17 protein-coding genes and 1 pseudogene are annotated in these 21491 nt (G+C 70.3%); 8 read left to right on the plus strand and 10 right to left on the minus strand.

All coding sequences use genetic code 11. The annotated features are described in order from the left end of the window. Positions 1-26 precede the first annotated feature (26 nt). The 3 genes from LNW71_RS33310 to LNW71_RS33320 all read left to right on the plus strand — a co-directional run bounded on the left by LNW71_RS33310 (position 27) and on the right by LNW71_RS33320 (position 4835). Entirely contained in the window at positions 27-656 is a 630-nt protein-coding gene (locus tag LNW71_RS33310) for a TetR/AcrR family transcriptional regulator (protein ID WP_250971582.1), read from the plus strand. A 266-nt stretch (positions 657-922) separates the two neighbouring features. After that, the gene (locus LNW71_RS33315) at positions 923-3337 is read left to right on the plus strand and encodes a SpoIIE family protein phosphatase (protein WP_250971583.1); all 2415 of its coding nucleotides are present in this window, start codon (positions 923-925) and stop codon (positions 3335-3337) included. Positions 3338-3581: 244 nt separating this feature from the next. Then, positions 3582-4835: a PQQ-binding-like beta-propeller repeat protein gene (locus LNW71_RS33320; protein WP_250971584.1), complete on the plus strand. Its 1254-nt coding sequence runs from the start codon at positions 3582-3584 to the stop codon at positions 4833-4835. A gap of 152 nt (positions 4836-4987) precedes the next feature. Here LNW71_RS33320 and LNW71_RS33325 read toward each other — a convergent pair. Beyond that, positions 4988-5651: pseudogene (locus LNW71_RS33325) on the minus strand (TetR/AcrR family transcriptional regulator). Between the two features lie 177 nt (positions 5652-5828). Between LNW71_RS33325 and LNW71_RS33330 the strand changes: the two are divergent. Beyond that, positions 5829-6947, plus strand: coding sequence for a serine hydrolase domain-containing protein (locus LNW71_RS33330; RefSeq protein ID WP_250971585.1), 1119 nt, complete (start codon positions 5829-5831; stop codon positions 6945-6947). A gap of 123 nt (positions 6948-7070) precedes the next feature. On the opposite strand, the gene LNW71_RS33335 is transcribed toward LNW71_RS33330, so the two are convergent. The 5 genes from LNW71_RS33335 to LNW71_RS33355 form a co-directional block, all read right to left on the minus strand. Next, on the minus strand, positions 7071-7940 hold the full coding sequence (locus tag LNW71_RS33335; RefSeq protein ID WP_250971586.1) for an alpha/beta fold hydrolase: 870 nt from the start codon (positions 7938-7940) through the stop codon (positions 7071-7073). After that, positions 7937-8530, minus strand: coding sequence for a TetR/AcrR family transcriptional regulator (locus LNW71_RS33340; RefSeq protein WP_250971587.1), 594 nt, complete (start codon positions 8528-8530; stop codon positions 7937-7939). Before LNW71_RS33340 ends, LNW71_RS33335 begins: the two co-directional genes overlap by 4 nt. Before the next feature lie 173 nt (positions 8531-8703). Further along, positions 8704-9936: a hypothetical protein gene (locus LNW71_RS33345; RefSeq protein ID WP_250971588.1), complete on the minus strand. Its 1233-nt coding sequence runs from the start codon at positions 9934-9936 to the stop codon at positions 8704-8706. Next, a complete protein-coding gene (locus LNW71_RS33350) occupies positions 9924-10166 on the minus strand; it encodes a hypothetical protein (RefSeq protein WP_250971589.1) in 243 nt (80 codons plus the stop codon). The genes LNW71_RS33345 and LNW71_RS33350 overlap by 13 nt, the downstream gene beginning before the upstream one ends. A gap of 123 nt (positions 10167-10289) precedes the next feature. Continuing rightward, positions 10290-10805, minus strand: coding sequence for an ankyrin repeat domain-containing protein (locus LNW71_RS33355; RefSeq protein WP_250971590.1), 516 nt, complete (start codon positions 10803-10805; stop codon positions 10290-10292). A gap of 261 nt (positions 10806-11066) precedes the next feature. Between LNW71_RS33355 and asnB the strand changes: the two genes are divergently transcribed. After that, positions 11067-12890, plus strand: coding sequence for an asparagine synthase (glutamine-hydrolyzing) (asnB, locus tag LNW71_RS33360; RefSeq protein WP_250971591.1), 1824 nt, complete (start codon positions 11067-11069; stop codon positions 12888-12890). 71 nt (positions 12891-12961) lie between these two features. Then, entirely contained in the window at positions 12962-14182 is a 1221-nt protein-coding gene (locus tag LNW71_RS33365) for an acetyl-CoA C-acyltransferase (RefSeq protein WP_250971592.1), read from the plus strand. A gap of 394 nt (positions 14183-14576) precedes the next feature. Here LNW71_RS33365 and LNW71_RS33370 read toward each other — a convergent pair whose 3' ends face one another. Beyond that, positions 14577-16106: an FG-GAP repeat protein gene (locus LNW71_RS33370; protein WP_250971593.1), complete on the minus strand. Its 1530-nt coding sequence runs from the start codon at positions 16104-16106 to the stop codon at positions 14577-14579. Positions 16107-16281: 175 nt separating this feature from the next. Between LNW71_RS33370 and LNW71_RS33375 the strand changes: the two genes are divergently transcribed. Continuing rightward, entirely contained in the window at positions 16282-16767 is a 486-nt protein-coding gene (locus tag LNW71_RS33375) for a hypothetical protein (protein WP_250971594.1), read from the plus strand. Here LNW71_RS33375 and LNW71_RS33380 read toward each other — a convergent pair. After that, on the minus strand, positions 16753-16932 hold the full coding sequence (locus LNW71_RS33380) for a hypothetical protein (protein WP_250971595.1): 180 nt from the start codon (positions 16930-16932) through the stop codon (positions 16753-16755). The two genes, LNW71_RS33375 and LNW71_RS33380, sit on opposite strands and share 15 nt — an antisense overlap. A 318-nt stretch (positions 16933-17250) precedes the next feature. Next, on the minus strand, positions 17251-19158 hold the full coding sequence (locus tag LNW71_RS33385; RefSeq protein WP_250971596.1) for an RICIN domain-containing protein: 1908 nt from the start codon (positions 19156-19158) through the stop codon (positions 17251-17253). A gap of 259 nt (positions 19159-19417) precedes the next feature. On the opposite strand from LNW71_RS33385, the gene LNW71_RS33390 reads away from it, so the two are divergent. Further along, on the plus strand, positions 19418-20077 hold the full coding sequence (locus LNW71_RS33390) for a TetR/AcrR family transcriptional regulator (RefSeq protein ID WP_308294543.1): 660 nt from the start codon (positions 19418-19420) through the stop codon (positions 20075-20077). Positions 20078-20240: 163 nt separating this feature from the next. Here the strand turns inward: LNW71_RS33390 and LNW71_RS33395 are convergent, their stop codons facing one another. Then, positions 20241-21482 (minus strand): phosphopentomutase, encoded by a 1242-nt coding sequence (locus LNW71_RS33395; protein WP_250971597.1) that lies wholly within the window; start codon positions 21480-21482, stop codon positions 20241-20243. Positions 21483-21491: the final 9 nt, after the last annotated feature.

Raw genomic sequence — 21491 nt, forward strand, 5'->3', positions numbered from 1 at the left:
AGCAGCGGCAGAGAAGGACATCACCCATGAGGCAGGGCATGGCGGAGAAGCGGGAGGCCATCGTGGTGGGCGCCCGCAAGGTGTTCGGGCGTGACGGCTATACGCGCACGAGTGTCGAATCGATCGCCAAGGAAGCCGTGGTCTCCACCCGCACGATCTATAACCACTTCCCCGGGGGCAAGGCCCAGCTCTTCCGGGCCGTGGTGGTCGAGGGCTCGGAGCCGGTTGTCGAGGCGCGTCTCGACGCGATCGACCGAAGGCTGCACAAGGTGACCGCGGCCGACCTGGAGCAGGACCTCGTCGATTTCGTACGGGCCTGGGTCGCCCCGCTGCGCCGGTTCGCCGACCACTTCGCGGTCGTCCGCCAGATGCGGGTGGAGATTGCCCATGTCCCGGAGGAATTCCTCACGGCCTGGCGGCAGAGCGGACCGCAGCGGGCGTCGGACGCGGTGGCCGAGCGGTTCGCCCGGCTGGCAGCTGACGGGCTGCTCGCGACCGACGATCCGGCGCTGGCAGCGCGGCACTTGCTGCTGCTCACGGTGACCGAGATCGACGAGGTGAGCTTCCACGGAGCGGTGTCGCTCTCGGAGGCAGCCGAGATCGCGATCATCGAATCGGGTGTACGGGCCTTCCTGCGGGGATACGCGCCGCGCTGATCGCCCTTTGCGCGGGGTGCGTGCCGGACGTCGGTGTCCCACTCCCCGGCGGCCGTGGCACCTGTCGACGTCCGCACGTCCCCGCATGTCTGCGCGTCCCCGCACGCCGCAGCGCGGCCACGCCCGCTCCCGTCCTGCCGAAAGGCGGCCGGGCATCCCCTGGAGTTCAATGAGGGGGAGAGCCGGCACGGGAGCGCGCCCTGCACAGGCCCGTCGGGCGATGACTGCTGCGCCGCCGTCGGCCCGACCCCAGGAGTGATCATCGAGTGAGTGGAAGCGACCGGACTCCGGGCGCCGTCCCCGAGGGACCGGAGGACGCCGCCGTGGTCGTGGTCGACCACTCGGGCACGGTGCTGGGGTGCACCGCCGATGCGGCGGCCCTGATCGGGACGGCCGCGGAGGAGCTGAAGGGCGCGGACGTCGGCGAGCTGTTCACGGACGCGCCGGACTGGCAGGAGCTTCGGGAGCGGGTACCGGAGACCTCCTTCGTATCCGTGCAGGCCGACCTGCAGCGCCGGTCGGCGCAGCCGTTGGCCGTGCGGCTCGATCTGCTGCCGGTGAGGGCCGCCGCCGAGCCGCGCTTCCTGCTGCGGCTGATGCCGGCGAACGTCGCGGACCGGCGGGACGAGGACGAGGCGCTGTTGCGGGCGATGTTCAACCAGAGCGGAGTGGGGATCGCCATCCACGACACGGACCTGCGGCTCACCCGGGTCAACCCGTTCCCCGCCGACCCAGGGGCGCCACCGGCGGCGGAACGGTCCGCGGCCGAGGACCGGGAGGCGAGCCCCCTGGGATCGCGGCTGGGCGCCCTGCTCGTCATCGAGGACGGCGCCCACATCGAGGCCCGGCTCCGCCAGGTGGTGGAGACCGGCGAACCGCTGATCGACGTCGTGTGCCGTGCCAGGCTCGCCCGGAGCCCTGAGCGCGAGCGGACCGTCTCCCTGGCCGCCCTGCCGCTGCGCGGTCGCGACGGAACAGTGCACGGCGTCGCCGTCACCTTCACCGACGTGACGGAGCAGGAGAGCTCGCGGCGCCGCTCCGTGCTGGTCGCAGCCGCGGCGTCCGGGCTCGGCCGCTCGCTCGATGTCCGGCGCAATGCGGAGACGCTGATGGATCTGGTGGACCTGACCGAGACGACGCTGGTGGGGGAGGAGCCCACCGATTTCGCCGTCGGTACGCCGCTGCTGCGGGTCGCCGTGGCCGACCGGGAGGGCGGCTGGCCATCCGAGTTGTATCCCCTGGACTCGATGATCCGGGTCCAGGACACCGAGAGCGAGCTGCTGCGTACGGGGTCGGCGCGCATCGCCCGTGACCTCACCGAGCTCCGGGGCCGGATCGGGGACGACGAGCGGCGCAGCCGGCTTCTGCTGCCTGCGGACGCCGCCTCGTTCATGGTGCTGCCCCTGCACGCCCGGGGCCGGGTGCTGGGCGTGGTCGCCCTGTGGCGGACGGCCGGCCGCGCCCCTTTCGACGAGCAGGACGTCGCACTGGCCGAGGACATCGGTTCCCGTGCGGGCCTGGCCATCGCCAACGCCCGGCGCTACACGCGCGAGCGCCGCACGGCGGAGGCGCTTCAGCGCAGCCTGCTGCCCCAGCCGGCGCTTGACGTGACCGGCGCCGAGACGGCCGGCATCTATGTTCCCGGACGAACGGTCGCCGGCACCGGCGGAAGCTGGTTCGACGTCATCACCCTGTCCTCCACCCGGGTGGCCTTCGTCGTCGGCACTGTCGTCGGCCACGGACTCGATGCCGCCGCGGCGATGGGCCGCCTGCAGACCGCCGTACGCACACTCGCCGACCTGGACCCCGCCCCGGACGAACTGCTGACCCATCTCGACGACCTGGTCATGCAGCTCGCGCACCGGCAGCAGCCCGGCGCGACGAACGGCACCGTACGGGGTGCCACCTGTATCTACGCGGTCCACGATCCGGTGACCGGCCGCTGTTCGATGGCGAGCGCGGGGCACCCGCCGCCGCTGCTGGCCCGTGCGGACGGGAGCGCCGCCGACATCGTGAAGCTCACGGCAGGTGCGGCCCTGGGGTCCGGGGGTGCGCCTTTCGAGCCGGTGGAACTTGAGCCGGCGCCGGGCGATCTGTTCGTTTTCGCGGCGGGATCGCTGGCCGACGGAAGCGCGCAGGGGCTGGTCGCCGGACACCTCGCGCGGGAGGCAGGTGCGAGGGCCCACGGGCCGGAGTCCGCGCAGGAGTTGGGGCAGCGCATCCTCGCCCCCTTCCTCGCGCAGCCGCCCGATGACGATGCGGCTCTGCTGGTCGCCCGGGTGCGGCCTTCGCCGGAGGACTCGGTGGCCGCCTGGGAGTATCCGGCCGACGTCGAGCGGGTGGCCGATGCCCGGGAGGAAGCGGCCGCGCAGTTGACCCGGTGGGGGCTGGACGAGCTGGTGTTCACCACGGAACTGATCGTCAGTGAACTCGTCACCAACGCCATGCGCTACGCGGGCGGCCCGGTGCTTCTCCGGCTCATCAGGGACCAGCGGCTGATCTGTGAGGTATCCGATCCCAGCCAGACACAGCCGCATCTGCGCAGGGCCCGCCTGACCGACGAGGGCGGCCGCGGGCTGTACCTCGTCGCCCAGCTCACCCACCGCTGGGGCAGCCGCTACACGGCCTCGGGCAAGACGATCTGGACCGAACAGCTCATCGATGGCCCGGAGTCGGAGTGACGGGACTCCTGTATGTCGACACGGCGCCCGTGCCGGCCGGTGTCGCCTGCACCGACAGGGCGCGCCGCATGCCGCCCTTCCCGCCGGGACGGCGAAACGCTCCTCCAAGTACTGCACGCCCCACCCCAGTTGCCAGGTCCGAGCTCTCGCCGCGACTCACGTGTTCGGCATGCATGTGGAGTTCCTGTGGGGTAGTGGGTCGTAGTCATCCGGACCGGGTGACGTCCGACCAGGGGGTATCTCGTTGAGTACGACAACACGTCTCACGCGTAAGAGACTTGGGGTTGCCTGCATCGCAGCCGTCACGCTGCTGACCTTCACCGGTTCGACACAGGCGGCGGCTCCGGCGCCGGTGCGGACCGCCTCCGCGGCCCAGCCCACGGACGCGACGCTCGGCTACCGCGCCGATGGCCGGGCGGACAGCCTCGTCATAGGCGCGACAGCGGCCCCGCCGTACAAGAAGCTGTGGTCAAGGGACTTCGGGACCGTGGTCTCGGCGCCGGTCGCGGTCGGTGACAAGGTGTACGCCGTCGTCAACGCGGACGACGGCACCGAGGGCGGACCGCGGATGATGCTCGTCGGGGTCCAGGCGTCCACCGGCAAGGACCTGTGGCCGGCCGTCTCCCTGGAGCAGAACGAGCCCCAGGCCGGGGTCTCGTACGGAGGCGGCCTGCTCTACACGCAGACGGCGCGCGGCACGATCGCCGCGTGGGATCCGGCCACCGGAAAGCGGAAGTGGTCGGTATCCATCGGCTCGGCGTCCATGCAGTACCCGCCCGTCTGGTACGGCGGCCTGCTCTACCTCCAGGACGGCAGGGGCACGGCGCTGGCGCTGCGCGCGGACACCGGCGCCCAGGTGTGGACGGCATCCCTCTCGGAGTACTCCTGGGCCCCGACCGTCGTCGACGCGACCGGGGTATGGGTCGGTTTCGACAGCATCGCCTGGCACCACCTCGACCTCAGGACCGGTGCCGAACTGCACCGCTTCGAGGTACCCAACGTCTCGGGCGCCTACGGCAACCCGGTCGTGCTGGGCGCCGGCGCGGCCTGGATGCGCAGCAGCGACAGCGACGACGAGACGGTCACGGCCTACGACCAGAAGACCGGCAAGGCCGTGCGAAAGCTGCCCGCGGACGCGACTCCGGCCTTCGGTCCGGGGCGCGTCTATGTCGCGTACCGCGGCAAGGTCAGGGCTCTCAGCACCAGTACGTACAAGGCCTCCTGGACCTACACCAGTTCCGTACAGGCGGCCACCGTACGCCTGGTGGCCAATGGCTATGTGTACGTGGACGACGCCGACGGACGCCTCGTCGTGCTCGACCAGACGACCGGCAAGGTCGCGTGGTCGTACCGGCTTTCCCCCACGCCGCCCCCCACGTCGAACATCGTCGCCGAGGACGACTCGCGCGGTTTCGTCGTCCCTGGCATCGCCACGTCCAAGGCCCGGCTGTTCGTGCCCGGCGCCGAAGGCACCCTGATCGCCTTCGGCAAGGGATAGGACGGTGCGCTTCGGCGGCCGGCGCAGCATTGTCGTGACCGCGCTCCGCCGGCCGCCGCGGCGATGCGAATCCGAAGCCGACCAGGCGGCCAGTCCACTTGCTCAGGGATGGAGTGGCGGCCTGGCGGCTTCGGTCATCCACGCGTAGCCGTCTAGCGCGGGCCGACCTCGGCCTCGGCCTCGATGTGGGCAAGTTGGGCGGCGAGGATCTCTTCGAACGCGGTGCGGCGGTCCGCCCCGAGGGGCGGACGTCCCGGGCGAAGTGGGCCAGGGCCGGGAAGCGTTCGGGGTCGGCGCCGAGTACCGCGACGCGGAAGAGCTCTATGCCCTGTTCATGCTCTGCGGGGGTGACGGTGCTGACCCCGGCCTCGGAGGCGATCAACGCGGCGATGAGGACCGCGATCCGGTGGTAGCGCGCCGGGATCTCCTCGTCGGGCAGTCCCGAGGCGCGCAGGGCCTGCAGCACCTCTTCCATGATCAGCCGCGAGCCGGTGCCGCTTGACGCGTAGCGTCCCCAGATCGAGGCGAGCTGGGGCTGCCGGCCGAAGGCCTCTCTCACGCACAGGGCCAGGCCCATGATGCGCTGCTTCCAGTCGCCCTCGGGCGGTAGTCGTCCATGGCGGCCAGCAGGATCCGGTCGGCGACCGCGCGCAGCAGTTCGGTCTTGCTGCGGAAATGCCGGTAGAGACTGGAGGAGTCGGTCCCGAGCGCCGCGGCGAGCTTGCGCACACTGAACGAATCGGCGTCGCCCGTGCGCAGCAGCTCTGCCGCCGCATCAAGGATCTCCTCGGTCGACCAGCGCCTTCTGCCTGTCATCTCACCCCTGTCTTCCGACTCATTCTAACTTATGCACTTGGTGTTGCACGCACCGCGTGCATAATGGAGGCATGGGCATGCCGAAGGGTCCCGGCAACAGACGGGCCGGCGTGCCGCTCCTGCCCCGTTACCCGGGTCGGCGACCGACGCCCCGGGGGATACGAAAGGACGCCTGTCGTGAGAAACCCACTGGATCCCACGAAGCTGCACGCCGCCATCGAGAACGTCCACCGCGCCGGTGTGCCGGGCCTGTTCGCCGAGGTGCGGGACGGCGACCAGGTCTGGCGCGGCGCCGCAGGCGTCGCCGATGTGGCCACCGACCGCCCCGTCACCGCCGATATGCGCCACCGCATCGGCAGCGTCACCAAGACCTTCACCGCCGCTGCGGTGATGCAGCAGGTGGAGAGTGGCCGGATCGACCTCGACGCGCCGATAGCCAAGTACCTTCCGGAGCTGGTGCCCGGGGAACGCGGTGACGCGATCACGGTCCGGATGCTGATCAACCACACCAGCGGCCTCGCGGAGTACCTCCCCTACGCGTATCCCTCCCTCAGGGCGTTCCCCGTCCTCGCGGACACCGGGCCGCAGAGCCTGGACGACCACCGCTTCACACGGTTCCACCCCACCGAACTGATCGAAATGGGCGTCACCGCCCCTGCCTTCGCTGCCCCGGGCGGTACTCCGGGGCTGTACTCCAACACCAACTACCTGCTCCTCGGCCAACTCCTGGAACAGGTGACCGGCACCACGCCCGAGCGGTGCATCACCCAGAACGTCATCGAGCGCGCCGGGCTCCGGGACACCGGATTCCCCGCCGACCCGTACGTCCACGGGCCGCACTCGCAGATCTACGAGGCGTGGTTCGGGATGATCGACCCGCCACGCGACTACAGCGTCTACGACATGTCGTGGGTGGGGCCGGCAGCCTCGCTGATCTCGACCGTCGCCGATCTCAACCGCTTCTTCGGCAGGCTGGTCGCCGGTGAGATCGTCAGCCCGTCGTCGCTGGCGCAGATGCAACGAACCGTGCAGGTCGTCTCCCAAGAGGGAAGGACGATCGACTACGGCCTCGGCCTGCACCCGATGGAAGCTCCCGGGCAGGACACCTTCTGGGGCCACGGCGGCACGGTCTGGGGCGGCGGAACACTTTCCATGATCCGTGCCGACGGCGGGCGGCAGATGTCCGTCGCGGTGAACCTGCAGAGGTGGAACAGGCTCGACCCCTCGGGCAGGCCGCAGCCCCATCCCATCGACGCCGCGCTTGCGGCTCTCTATCAGGTGGCGATGTACGGCTGACCGGGTCGCAGGGAGCCGCCTGCATCAGGTCAGGCAGCCGGCCCGTCCTCGGCACCCCTGCGTCGACGCGGCCAACCGGGCCGGCAGGGACGCGCGTTCGCGAGGGGTCTCGGGGCCAAGGACTCAGCAGGGCTCAGGGGACTCGCGGGATGTCGCACGGACACGGAATGCCCTGCGAAGGTGCTCTGCGAACTCGGCGGGATGCGTGGTCAGGCCGATATGGCCGCCGGGGAAGTGCAGGAGCTCCGTGCCGAGCCGCTCGGCGACAAGAGCCGCCGGACGGTAGGCCAGCTCACCACGTGAGTCCTGGCCGCAGGCGAGCACGAGCCGGTCCGACAGCACCTCCAGCCGATCGAGGTCCGGGGCGTAGGACATGAAGCTCGGAACAACACTGCCGACGAAGTACGGCAGGTTGGCCATCGTCCGCTCGATCCGTGCCACCGCCTGCGGCGGCAGCTTCAACTCGCCCTTGGGCTCGGTGGCGTCGCCGCCCTTCTGCAGCCCGGCGGCGAAGACAGCCATCGCCGGCCTGAGCCCTTGGGTGCGCAGTGTCTCCTGCACACACGCGAGGAATGCGCGATGGTCGGAGGCGTCGGGCAGGACCATTACCGCCGGAGGCTCGTGTGCCACGACGCGTCGCATGCGTTCGGGATGGGTGGTGAGCAGATGCAGTGCAGCGATCGCGCCCGAACTGGCGCCGAACACCCGGGCGGGCTCACCGGGCGACAGCAGTTCCAGCAGTCGGAACGCGTCGTCGGCGTGTTCGGCCACGCTCTGTTCTGCCTCGGGGTCGTCCAGCACGCTTCGGGACATCCCGCGCGGATCGTAGGCGGCGACCGTGTATTCGGCGGCAAGGACGTCGGCGACGTCGTCGAAGGAGGCCGCGCCGCCCGTTCCGCCGGGGATCAGCAGCAGGAGCGGGCCGTGGCCGCGTACTTCGTAGTGCAGAGTTGCGCCGCTCACGCGAAGGCTGCCGATGGTCGGGGCGGTCATGCGGAGTCTCCTTCTCGGGACGCAGGCCAGTGCTCCAGGAGGGTGTGCAAGGCGTCGAGCGCGCGGACCCAGGAACGTTGCGGCGAACGCTGGTGGGCGAACCCGCCCGCGGCCTCCAAGGCGACGAACCCGTGGAACGTGCTGCGCAGCAGCCGGACCGCGTCGGTCAGGTCCGGCTCGGCCAGTCCGTAGCCGCGCAACATGCCGTAGGTCAGCTCGACCGCGCGCCGCGGTCCGGGTGCCTTCGCGGCCAGCTCCGGGTCGATCCGGATCGGGGTCTGGGTCGCCATGTAGCGGCCCGGATGCTCATGGGCGTACTCCCGCCAGGCGTCGGCAAAGGCGACGAGCGCGTCCCTGCCCGACCGCCCGGCGGTCGCCTCCGCGATGCGGATGGTCTTCTCGTCCGCAGCCAGCAACGCGATCCGGCCACGCAGATCCTCGAGACCGCGCACGTGCGTGTAGAGGCTCGCATCCTTCACACCGAGCTGCCGTGCCACCTGCGACATGGTCACCTGATCGAGCCCCACTTCGTCCGCCAGCTCGGCCCCCACGGCCGTCACCCGCTCCGCTGTCAGCCCTGCCCTCGCCATGCGTCCTCCGTAAGTACCTAGGACCCCTAGGTTTATCCTAGGGGTCCTAGGTACGGCAAACGGGAGGTAGCTCTGCGAAATGGCGGCGGGTATCGCCGAACGGCTCTCCACCGGGCGCCATGCCGCTACGACGAGCGGTGGAATCGGGAACGCCGGGCTGGCTGGACGGCCAATCAATCCTCGTCCTCGTCCAGTTCCGCGTTCTCCAGGTCTCTGACGCACTCCTCGGCGACCGCCGCGGCGAAGTTCGGGCAGGTCCACGCTTCCCTGCTGTGTGGTTCCCCGGCCGGTGAGAACTCCTCCGGGGCGTAGAAATGCGGCAGGCCGGAGCCGAAGTCCGCGTACTGCAACGTCGGGTGCTCGTCCTCGTGCGCGCACTCCAGGGGCCGGGGTGCGGCGGCGACGGCACGCATCGTGGCCAGGACACCGCGGACCACCGACGGCGGCGGGTCCGGGTACGAGATCTTCATCGCCTGGCAGGCGGTGAGCAGCAACACCGGACGCCCCCGCTCATCGGCCTGCTCGTACCGGCGGGCGGCCCACAGGCCCAGATCGTAGGCGTACTGCTCGTTCCAGCTCTTGTAGTCGAGTCGCTCCACGATCCTCTCGATCTCGAGCCGGCCGTCCGCGCGCAGATATTCGGCGTCGGCGTGGGAGGTGTCCCGAGCCCCGAAGAGCTCCTCGCGCCGCTCGCGCAGCACCCTCAGGGACTCCTCCGCAATCTCTGTCATGAAGACCGGGCACAGAACGCTCTCCAACGGGGGTGTGCGTCCAGCCCGTTGGTCCCGTGCGTAGACGGCCCGCCCTCCGGAGCTGCTCAGTACGACCCCGAGCTCCGCAGCGTCCGGACCGCTGTCGGGCAGCGTCGCATGCCGCTCATGTCCGCAGGACGCGTCGGCGTAGTGCGGAAGGGTCCTCTCCAGTGCGTCGACCAGGTCGTCGAGAACCGACTTGGCCCGGACCATGCCTGACACGGCGTACCAGGTGACCGCCCTGACGATCAGAAGGTGTCCGGCGCGGTCCTCGGGATCGGCGGTGGACAGATTCCATGCCTGGGAGGAGATCTCCTCGTCGATGTCGGTCCACGGTTTCGGGTATCCGTGCAGCAGCGCCGCGAGGGTGTCTATGGTGTTCGTCGCCTCCACCGGCAGCCGCGGTGGAACATCCCTGACCGATCCCGGTTCGACGATGTCCATCGCGATCCGGGCGAATCCGGCAGCATTGTGCGGGCAGCGCCACTCGCTCCGGGCCCGGTCATCCTCACCGTCCGCCGCGTCGTCGGCGAGCAGGGACAACTGTTCGGTGAGGTAGGTGTCGTCCGCGCCGTCATGGCTCGCGTACGGATGGGATTCGTGATCGCACGGCCGCTCGCGCAGCGCCGTGTCGGCGGCCTTCAGAGCTGCCATGGCCTTCGGCGTGACACCCTCGCCCGGCAGCCAGGTGAGGTAGGGGCCATCACGACCAGCCCGAGCGTCCACACGGGAGCCGACGCCCCGCCTGGGTCCGCGGCGAGTCGGGTGGCGCAGTCGAGAACCGCCTGGTCGTACTCGTCGTTGTGGGAGTCCTGGTAGTCCTCCCGGATCTCGTCCCAGGAGTCGGCGAGTTCATCAAGGCGTGTGGTGTCGATGTCCGTCATGATCCTTACGACGCGAGCGGGGCCGCCGGGAGTTCCGCCGGGCCGGGGCTGTCCTGACCTCCTGCCGGTACCCGCTCCTGTGCCGCCGCCGAGCTGTACTCGGACCTGGTCGGCGAGCTCGCGCTACGGTCGGAGCCTGGCCGTCAGGGTGGCACCGCGGCTGAGCAGCCGGCGCACCATCCGGTCCTGTCCGAACCCGGCGGCCCAGTCGACGGCGGACTTGTGCTTCATCACCGCGTCGACATCCGCGCCGCGGTCCAGCAACAGATCCACGGTCTCCGGGTACCCGGCGTTCCCCGCCGTGGCTGCCAGCACCAGCGGCACGAAGCCCATCCTGCCCTGTGCGCCGGTTCGGGCGCCGGCATCGAGCAGAGCCCCCACGACCGCGGTGTGGCCTCGGATGGCCGCCAGGCACAGCGGTGTCGACTCCTTGTACTCACCCGCCCGTTGCTCCGGATCTGCTCCCGCGTCAACGAGCAGGCGAACAACACCGGCATGCCCCTGACCCGCTGCCACATCCAGCGCCGTACGTCCGCGGCTGTCCGGCGCGTCCACCGCGGCACCCCGCTCCAACTGCCGCGCCACCGAGGTCACGTCGCCGGCGGCCGCCGCTCGCACCAGTTGATCTGCCACGTCCATACCCCGATCATTCCCTCTCCTGCACCGCCGGGCGTCGGTCGTCCCACTTCGATGGCTCGATGGAGACGGGCATCCGTTCGGGCGGTTCACTGTGAGAGGGGGTGACCAGGGCGCGTCTTGATCGTTTCCGTGGTGGTGGCCGGCGTACCGGGTCCGGCACCGGGCCTGCACCCGTCGCGCGCGGTATCCGCGGTGCGAGGGAGGGCTCCTGGATCCGGATCGTGCGACACGCCCCGCGCCGGGGCGCGGGGAGGTTCAACGATGTGCGGGCTGGTCGGCTATGCCGGTTTCACAGGACATGTGCCCAAGGACACCGAAGGCACTTCGCTCAAGGAGATGACCGAGACCCTGGCGTGCCGAGGACCGGACGCCGCTGCCATGTGGGCCGAGGGGGCGGCGGGACTGGGACACACCCGGCTGGCCATCGTGGATCTGGCCGGCGGCCGGCAGCCCATGGTCCTGGCTCGCGGCGAGCGCACAGTGCTCGCGGTCGCCTTCGCCGGCGAGGTCTACAACCACGCCCGCCTGCGGTCAGAACTCATCTCCCGCGGGCACCGGTTCACCACCCGGAGCGACAGCGAGGTCGTGCTCCACGCGATCGATGCCTGGGGCGAGGGAGCGCCCGCACGGCTGGAGGGAATGTTCGCCTACGCCGCGTGGGAGCCGGGACCGCGGCGGCTGACGCTGGCGCGGGACCGGTTCGGGATCAAGCCCATGTGTTACGCGCGAATTGGCGACGCGGTGGTGTTCGGCTCCGAGCCCAAGGCGGTGTTGGCGCACCCGGCGGTGACCGAGCGGCTGGACCTGGACGGTTTGCGGGAGCTGCTGTTGTCCGCCCATCCGATGATCAAGACACCCGGACGCAGTGCGTTCGCCGGACTGGAGGAGGTCGCTCCCGGCACCGTCGTCACCATGACGCCCGAGGGCGCGTGCGCACGTCGTTACTGGTCGCTGGGCCCGGCCGAGCACAGCGATGATCTGCCCACCACGGTGGCACGGGTACGGCAGCTGTTGGAGGAGGCTGTCACCGGGCAACTGGCAGCCGACGTGCCGGTGAGCGTCCTGTTGTCCGGCGGTCTGGACTCAAGCGCGATCGCCGCAGTGGCCCGCCCCGCGGCAGGGACGCTGCACACCCTGTCGGTGGACCTCGGCAATCAGGCATCCGACCGCGACGCCATGGGGCGTGACCCGGACGGTCCCTACGCCGAGCTGATGGTGCGCCACCTGGCCAGCTCACACCGCCAGGTCCAACTGGACGTCGATCTGCTCGCCGACCCGGCCCGGCGCGCCCGGGTCGGCTACTTGCGCGACGGGCTCACGCTCGGGGACTTCGATACCTCGCTGCTCCAGCTCTACAGTGCGGTCCGCGAGGACTTCCCGGTCACCCTGGCCGGGGACGGGGCGGATGAACTCTTCGGCGGCTACCGCTGGTTCACTCCCCGGGTCGCGGCAGCAGAATCCTTTCCCTGGGACAGTGTGCTGGATCGCGCAGACCTGACCCAGCTGCTCGACCCGTCCCTGGCCGCCGCCCTGGACCTGCCGGCACACCGAGCCGACCTCCACCAGGCAGCCTGCACCGAGATCGAGCACCCACCCGGCATCACCCCGGCAGAGACCGCGCTGCGCCGCGACAGCTATCTCAACCTGACCCGGTTCCTTCCCTGCCTGCTGGATCGCGCCGACCGCCTCAGCATGGGCGTCGGCCTGGAGGTCAGGGTGCCCTTCCTGGACCATCACCTGGTCGAGTACGTCTTCAACACCCCCTGGGACATGAAGACCTTCGACGGCCGCGAGAAGAGCCTGTTGCGCGCGGCCGTCACCGACCTGCTCCCCGAACCGGTCCTGACCCGCCGCAAGAGCCCCTATCCCATGATTCGCGATCCCGCCTACCGCGCGGCCCTCACCGCACAGGTCAGCCGCGTTGTGACCGAGGCCGGACCCGCCACCGACCTCCTGAACGTTGCCGTCGTACGCAGCCTGCTGCTGGAACCCACCGGCACGGATCGCTTCCCCCGCGAGGGACTGGAACTCGTCCTGGACCTGGACCAATGGCTGCGCACTCACCGCCCCACCCTCCACCTCTGAGTGCCCGCGACACCGCCCCACTTCCCGTTTCCCGCTGATTCCCCGTCGCCGAGACCACACAGGACGCCGCCATGCAGCACGCCGTGATCACCTCAGCCGTTCGCAGCCCCATCGGACGCGCCCACAAGGGCGTACTGGCCACCATGCGCCCCGACGACCTGCTCGCCCGCACCGTGGCGGAAGCCCTGGCCCGCACCCCCGGCCTGATGCCCGGGCACGTGGACGACCTGGTCGTGGGTTGCGCCCTGCCCGGTGGTGAACAGGGTTTCAACATCGCCCGGATCGCCGCCGTCCTGCTCGGCTGGGACCACGTACCCGGAGTGACCGTCAACCGCTTCTGCACCTCCTCTCTGCAAGCGATCCGCATCGCCGCGCAAGCCGTACGCTGCGGAGACGCCGATGTCGTCATCGCGGCCGGAGTCGAGTCGCAGTCCCGTCTCACCCACGGCAGTTCCGATACCTGGCCCGACACCGAGAACCCCGCCTTCCGCACCGCCGGCCGGCGCACGGTCCGGCGCTCACAGGCCAACGCGGGCCCCTGGAGCGACCCACGGGAACAGGGTGGCCACCCCGACCCCTACATCCCGGTGGGACTGGCCGCCGAGAACACCGCCGATCTGTACGGCATCACTCGCAGCGACATGGATGCCTACGCAGCGCGGTCCCATCAACTCACCCAGACTGCCCTCGACCAAGGCTTCCACTTCGGTGACATCGTCCCGATCAAGACCCCGGACGGCACCACCGCCACCGCTGACGACTGCCCGCGCACCGGCGTTACCCAGCAAACCCTGTCCGCCCTACCGCCACGGTTCCGCCCCGACGGCAGGGTCACCGCGGGCAACAGTGCCCCGCTGTCCGACGGGGCGGCCGCAGTCATCGTCATGTCCGAGACCTATGCTCAAAGCCACGGCTACACTCCTCTCGCCCGAATCCTGGCCACCGCCGTCAGCGCGGGCACTCCCGAGACCGAGGGCCCCGTCCCCGTCGGCGCGACCCGCACCGTCCTGAGCAGAGCCGGCCTGTCCCTGACGGACGTCGGCACCATCGCCGGCAACGAACCATTCGCCGCCCAGATCCTGGCCTACTGCACCGAACTCGGTCTGGATCCCGAGCGCATGAACCCGCACGGCGGCTCGATCGCCATCGGCGAGCCCTACGGCGCGGCCGGAGCCCGACTGACCACCACCGCCCTTGCCACCCTGCGCCACGACGACCTCTGCACAGCCCTGGTCAGCGTCGTCGCCGCAGGTGGCCAGGGCATGGCCCTCCTCCTGGAACGCACCTCGTAGCCCACCACCCCGGGACATCGACACCGCGCCTGCGGTCATTTCGGCCGGGCTCTGTGGATCGGCTGCGATGCCACCGGTACGGCGCCGGATCTCGGGCTGCCGCTCCGGCCGGCGTGTGGTCGGTACCCCGGGGTGCGCGATCTGCAGCGCTCGTCCGGGCAAGTTCAGCACTGATCAGGGAACGGGCGCCGGTGAACCGACTGCCCGGACGCTCACGAATCCCCCTGCGACTGAGGCCCACGCTGCTGAGGCCGGCTCCCGGCCCGTTCTTGTACAGCCGCGGCCCCCGCGAGGCCGGCGCCGGGAGTATCCGCGCCGCCGAGCGCGAGCCCCCGGCGACCGGCCGGACGGCAACGGAGCCGCCCGGCGGATCGCCGCAATCCATGCGGCGTCGTCAGCGCAGGAAGCTGCCGAACAGCGCCTTGGAGACCGGCCCCCCGACATCGCCGGGACCGAAGGCCGTCGAGCGTGTCGCGGTCAGGCCCTTGCCGGTGCCGTTCAGGGTCCACACCGCTCCGGCCGAGGCGTTCTCCCCAGTCGAGGAGACGGCGAGGTCGAGGTGGCCGTCGCCGTTGACGTCGAGGAGCGCGCAGGCCGCCCCGAACTTGTCGCCCTTCTCGGCCACACCCGGGACGCCGGAGGTGTTCTGCTGCATCACCTGGCTGCCCTCGCCCGTGACACCTGACGCGGTGCCGTGAAGCAGTGCGAACGAACCGGCATCGGTCAGCCCACCGAAGTCCTCGCCCCTGATGCCGAGTGCGATCTCCGCCCGGCCGTCTCCGGTCACGTCGGCGACCGAGACGCACGAGCCGACGTGGTCGCCCTCCTCCTGGGCACCGTAGAACCCGGGCAGGGTCTGGTCGAAGGTGCTCACGCGGCCGGTGGAGGGGCCGGAGGCCGACCCGTAGAGGACGGTGACCTTGCCGGTGTCGTCGTCGCTGCCTATCACCACGTCGCCGTAGCCGTCGCCGTCCACGTCGCCGATGTCGGTGGCCCCGTCGCCGCCCACGGAGCCGATGTCGCCGAGTGTGGCGGACACCCTGAAGCCATGCGCGCCGCCGAGCAGCACGTGGTTGCCCCAGACCCCGTCGCCCTCATAGGCCCAGACGGCGATGTCGTCGTGCCGGTCGCCGTTCACGTCGCCGACGGACTCGGCAGTGGTGGGCCCGCTCAGGGAGTGCGGACCGTCCACGCACGAGTCGTCGGTCGCGCAGCCCGCGTCGTCGTCGTTGTAGCCCCACCATTCGGACCTGTCCAGGAAGTCGAGCACCGCGGCCGGCTTGCCCGCGCGCGAGACCGGACCCTTCCACAGGTTCGCCGCCTGCTGCACGGGGTCGTCGCCTTCGACCTTCGCGTCACCGAACAGCGCCAGGTCCGCCTTGCCGTCCCCGTCGAAGTCGCCCACTTGCGGGGTCTGCCCGTAGCCGGCGACCGCGGTGCCGCCGGTCAGCCCCGAGGAGGACCCCCAGACGACGACGCTGCCCGCAGACGCAGGAGTGGAGCCGATCACGAGGTCGCTGTATCCGTCGCCGTCGAGGTCGCCCTTGCTGAAGGTGCTCCCGAACCGCTGCTTCGCGGCGGCAGACCCGGGCACTCCGCTCGTCGAGCGGCTCACGACCTTCCGGTTCGCGGGATCGAGTCCCTTCGCCGAGCCGTACGTCACCGCCACGTAGCCCGCCTGCCCCTTGCCGGACACAGTCGCGCCGGGTGCCGCAGTGACGAGGTCCGCATAGCCGTCGCCGTTGAAGTCCTCCGCCGACGCCGCTCGGCCCGCGGCCGCGTGGGCCTCCCCGGGAGTGAGCGACACGATGGTCAGACCGGCCGACACCAGCAGCGCGGCGGCAAGCGGCGCGGCCGCGCGTGCTCCGTGTGCTGCGCCGGCTCGTCGAACACCGCGGGTGTCAGGGCGTCGCATCCATGGCATGAAGTCTTCCTTCGGTCGTCTTTGCACGTCCATGTCGTAGGACGGGGTGACGACGAAGATGGTTGTACCGAGAAGGAATTGGCTCCTTCATGCAGTGAAGCCGTGGCCCTCTGCCAGGTGCGCCGGTACGTAGCAGGGCGCGGGGGGAGCCGGACGTGCCCGTAGGCTCGCGGCCATGGATCACGTCGACGCGAACCCCGAACGACTGGCCGGTACGTGGGACATCGTGTGCTCGTCGTTCCCCATGTGGCGAGGGGGAAGGCGCACCGACGCCACGTTCACGTACACCCCACTGCCCGGCGGGAGTTCGGGTGCACCCCGGATGCGGGACGAGGTCGCGTACCTGGTGGGCGGCCGGACGCGCCGCATCTCAGGTACGGACACCCGGCTGACCTCCCGCCCCGGAACGGTCTACCGCTGGCGGGGCAAGGGGCTGCTCGCGGTACTGACGAGCGTGTGGGAGGTGCGGGAGACCGGTGAGGACGATGCATGGGTCGTCATCGTCTTCAGCCGGTCCCTGCTCACGCCCTCCGGCGTCGACGTCGTCGTCCGTGCCGACCGCATCGGAGATCAGGCCGTGATGGCACAGGCGCTGGCGGCTGCCGGCCGGTACGACGCCGAGGCCCTCCCGCTCCCGGACCGCGGATCAGCGTCTGCGTGACCGGCCGCGACCCCAGCCGTCACCTATCCCGGCCACGTGCAGTGCCAGGGCCGTCAGGCCGAGCAGCATCACGTTCACTGAGGAGAAGGTGTCGTTGGTCGTGATGTCGGCGGCGTTGAGCAGGAATGCGATGAAGAAGAGGACGGCTGCGACAATTCCCAGCATGGGTGGAACTCCTTCTTGAGTAGGTGCAGCCCGTGTGCCCGCGTTCCCCCTGCTCATACTTCGGCGTGGCCGACCAAAAGGAGAGCGGGCCGACCGCGCGCGAACCCGGCCGGTGTCGTCGAGGGCGCAGCGTCCTCGCTTCCTCGCTCACCGCCTGTCCGACACGCGGCAACGGGAGCGGATTCCTGCAATGGCCCTCCCACGTTCTGTCCGAACGACGTCCGCCGGCCCGCGGTCCGAGGCCTGCAGCCGTGGGGGCCCGGTCCGACGGACCGGGCCCCCACACGATCCGCTACGGAAACGGATCGGTCGACCGCGTCAGTGACTCAGGGTGAACGCCTGAGCCGGGGACCCGTTGCATGCCTGCTGGGACAGCCTGGCCCCGTTCGCAGTGGAGGAACCGTCCACGGCCAGGCACTTACCGCTGTTGCGGGCGGTGAAACGGTACTGGCCGGCCGAGCCGACAGGTTCCGCCTTCCACTGCTGGTTCGTGCCGCTCACGTAGGTCCACAGATGGACCTTGGCCCCGGCAGCGGTGGCACCGGGCCCGCCGTCGACATCCCAGACCTTGGCGTTGTGCAGGTTGACGACCTGGTAGTTGCCGTCACCGGTAGGCCTGAACTGCCAGCTCTGGTTGGCTCCTGTGCCGCAGGCCCACTGCTGGAGGGCGGTGCCGTCGGCGGTGCCCCAGTCGGCGGCGTCGAGGCATGCGCCGCTGTTGCTGTTCCTGACCTGGTACCAGGTGCTCGGGTCGATGGAACCCTCGACGGGCGGCTCGGTGGTTCCGCCGTCGGTGCCGCTCCACACCAACGTGGCGACCGCACCGGCGGGCAGGGTGTAGACGAGGGACTTGCCGTTGTCGGTCAGGGAGAACCGCTGGGAGCCCGTGGCGGTGTTGACGACGTAGGCGGCGCGGCTGCCGTCGGGGTTCTGGAAGGCCACGTTCTCGACCCCTCCGTTGCCCTGGCTGGTCGAGCCGATGCGGGTGGCGCCGGGCTTGATGAACTTCGTTACGTGGCCGAGGACGTAGTACTCGGCGTTGCGCGTGACGTTGCCGTTCGCGATGTCGACGATGCCGTTGCAGCGATCGGTGCAGCCGCCCTGGTGCGGGCCACCGTTCTGGTCGAGCGCGAGGTTCCAGTTCACGACGGTCTCGCCGCCGTTGCGCATGTTCTGCACGACGAGGTTCTCCGCGTGCCACCGGAGGGTGTCGGCGAAGGTGGTGGCCCGGTCGGCGCTCTCCGTGCCGGAGCACTCGGTGAAGAAGACACGCTTGCCGGCGTTGATGACCTGCTGCTCCGCGGCGGGGGTCCCGCCGTAGCAGTGGAAGGCCGCGCCGATCACCCGGTTGATGCCCGGAGTGCCGTTGAAGACCTCGATCGGGTAGTTGGGATGGTCCCAGTTGTGGTCGAAGGCCAGGAGGTTCGTGGGCAGGCCGGCCGAGGTGAGGGTGCGGTCGAGCACCTTGAAGAAGTCGGCCTGCTGCGACGACGTCATGGTCATCGACGGGTAACTCGCGGCGAACTCCGGCTCGTTCTGCGCAGTCAGGTCGGTCAGCGTGATGCCCTGCTGCCCGTACGCCTTGATCGCGTTGACCAGGTAGTCGGCGTACGCCTGGTAGTTCTCGGGTTTGAGACTGCCGCCGTTGAGGGCGTTGTTGGTCTTCATCCAGGCGGGCGGAGACCAGGGGGAGCCCATGAAGCGGATGGCGGAGTTGATCGCGGTGGCCTGCTTCAGCACCGGGATGATCTCGGCCTTGTCCCGGTCGATGGAGAAGGACCCGGGGGTGTCCTCGTAGGTGTACAGGTCGCTGTTGGCGTTGAAGTCGCTGCTGCCGAGCGGCTGGCGCAGGTAGTTGAGCCCGATGCCGTCGCCGCCGGTGGAGAACAGCGACTTCATCAGCTCGGTGCGCTTGTCCTGCGCGAGGCCCTGGATGAGGTGCGCGGAGGCGCCGGTCACCGAAGCGCCCGCCCCGGTGAACCGCTGGCCCTTGCTGCTGCCGTCGATGCGTATGTCTACGGACTGCGGTGAGCCGGTGAACGGGACGGTGCCCTCGGACGACAGCTTCTTGCTCCCGTCCGGGGTGGTGAGCCATACCTGGGCCGTGGGGTCGGCGGCCTGGGCGGCCGTGCCGGTGCCGACGAGGCCCAGAGCGGCGACGGCCAGCGCGAGTGCGGCGCCCGCTGCGCGCGCGGCTCGTGGGCGGAGGGGATGCGGATAGGACATGTGCGGCTCTCCTTCGGTCGTACCTGACGGGTGGTGCGGCCGGTCTCCGTTGTGGTCGGGGTCCCGGACACGACGTGACCGATGGCTCACCTGAAGGCCATGAGGGCGCTGTTCCTTGAATGACGGCGATATAAAAGCACACTCACTAAGTGGTTAGTAAGTACTTGGTCCCAGTTTCCTTGCACGCTGGGGCCCGCCACCTGATCAGCGGGTGTGAGCTCAGGAATGGGCTCGGTTGCGGTCGGTCTAAGCTGTGCCGGTGAGTAACCAGTCAGCGGGCCGGCCGGCGCGTCCCGCCAAGCCCCGTACGCCGCGCAGCCCTGAAGCGCAGCAGCGGCAGCGGGACATTCTGCACATCGCGATGGACACCTTCGGCGCCCGCGGCTACAACAACGCTTCCCTCGCCGAAATCGCGGACCGGGCCGGTCTGACGCAGGCGGGCGTCCTGCACTACTTCCGTTCCAAGGCGCTCCTGCTCACCAGCGTTCTCGAACTCCGCGATCAGACGGACATCGAACAGCTGGGACCCGACCGTCCCCGTGGCCTGGAGTTCCTGCGCCACCTGATCGACACCGCGCTGCGCAACGCCGAGCGCGAAGGCATCGTCCGGCTCTACGCCGTGCTGTCGGCCGAGTCCGTCACCGAGAACCATCCGGCACAGGACTATTTCCGCGAGCGCTACAGCGGACTGCGGTCCTTCGTGACCGATGCCCTGCGCGAGGCGTGCGACCTTCCTGCCGAGGCTGCGGACAAGGCCGAGAACGCGGCCAACGCCATCATTGCGGTGATGGACGGTTTGCAGGTGCAGTGGCTGCTGGCGCCGGATTCGGTGGACATGGCGGCATCGACCGAGTTCGTGGTCACTTCCCTGCTGACAGCGCTCGCGCCCGAGAAGTTCGGCCCGCCCGCCGGAACCTGATCGCCGTCACCCGCACCGCCCTTGGCCCATGGGCCGGGAAGACAGGCGCACGGCGGCGGGATGGAAAGCCACGTCACCCGCGGGACAAGGCTGATGAAGCACGCGGCGGAACCGGTACCACGCAGGCGTCGGACCAACAGATCACCGGCGGGCGGACGCCGACTCAGGCCGCGCGTCGACCGGTGTGCAGCGGGGAACCGCCTGCCAGTTCCTCCGGGTCAAGTGCCAGCGACAGCGCCGCGGTGGCGCCGACGTCGGCCAGGCTGTGCGCGTCCGGCAGCAGCTCCACCCCGTCCGCACCGGGGCGGTGGATCAGCACCGGCACGTACTCACGGGTGTGGTTCGCGTGGCCGATCGTGGGGTCGTTGCCGTGGTCACCGGTGACGATCAGCCGGTCGCCGGGGTCTGCGAGCAGCGCCACGAGCCCGGCGAGCCCGGCATCCACCTGCTCCAGCAACTGCCCGTACCGACCGGTGTCCTGCTGGTGCCCCGCCAGGTCCGTCTCCTGGACGTTCGCGACCACGAGCGCATCGCCCTCGGCGCGCACCGCGTCCAGGGTGTGTGCCAGGACGTCGGCGGTGGCCACGGCCGGGTGCCGGATCGCGGCCTCGCACACCAGGATGTCGGCGGCCTTGCCCACCAGGGTGACCGGGATGCCGGCCCGTGCCGCCAGCTCGGGAAGCTGGCGGGTGTGGTCCAGCGGTGCGCCCAGGTGCTGCACCTGAAGGCCGCCGTTGCGGTAGAAGCCCGTTGCCGGGGTGTCCAGTCCGACCGTCCCCCCGTCGCCGGAACGGACGAAGGCGGGGAGCGGACCATCCGCATGACCGCCCACGGCGATGACGCGGGCGACCGGAGCTACGGCGCGCACGGTACGGGCGATGGCGAGGATCCCGCCGGGCCCGTCGAAGGAGACGTCGTCGAGGCGGCCCGAGGCATTCCAGTTGATCCCGGGGTCGGCCTCCAGGTTGTCGTGGACCAGGACCGTGCCGTCGACGACGAGCAGCGCCTTTCCGTCCAGCGGTTCGACCCGGTGGCCGGCGGCGGTGAGCGCGTCGGCCACCTCGTCGAGGTGGTCGCCGAGCCGCGCCACCGTCACCCGGCTGAAGTCCGCGCCCATCATGGTCTGGTGGCCCGCGAAGGTGTCCGCGCCCGGATAGCCGAGCGCGGCCCTGCCCGCGGCCACGGGCAGATGGGTACGGCGTGCAAGATCCGGATGCGGGTGCACCAGCCCGAGCCCGAGTGCCCCGAGCACCGGCAGGCGCAACGGCCGCCCGAATGCGGCGCGGCTGTGGTCGAGGACGTGTCCACAGGTGTCGGCGGTGAGGTCGCCCGGCCGCAGGGCGCCCGCGTCGGGCATGGCGCCGACGCCGAATCCGTCGATGACGACGATGACGGTCTTGGCCATGGAGTGCTC

It is taken from the genome of Streptomyces sp. RKAG290, assembly GCF_023701695.1.
Taxonomy (GTDB): domain Bacteria; phylum Actinomycetota; class Actinomycetes; order Streptomycetales; family Streptomycetaceae; genus Streptomyces.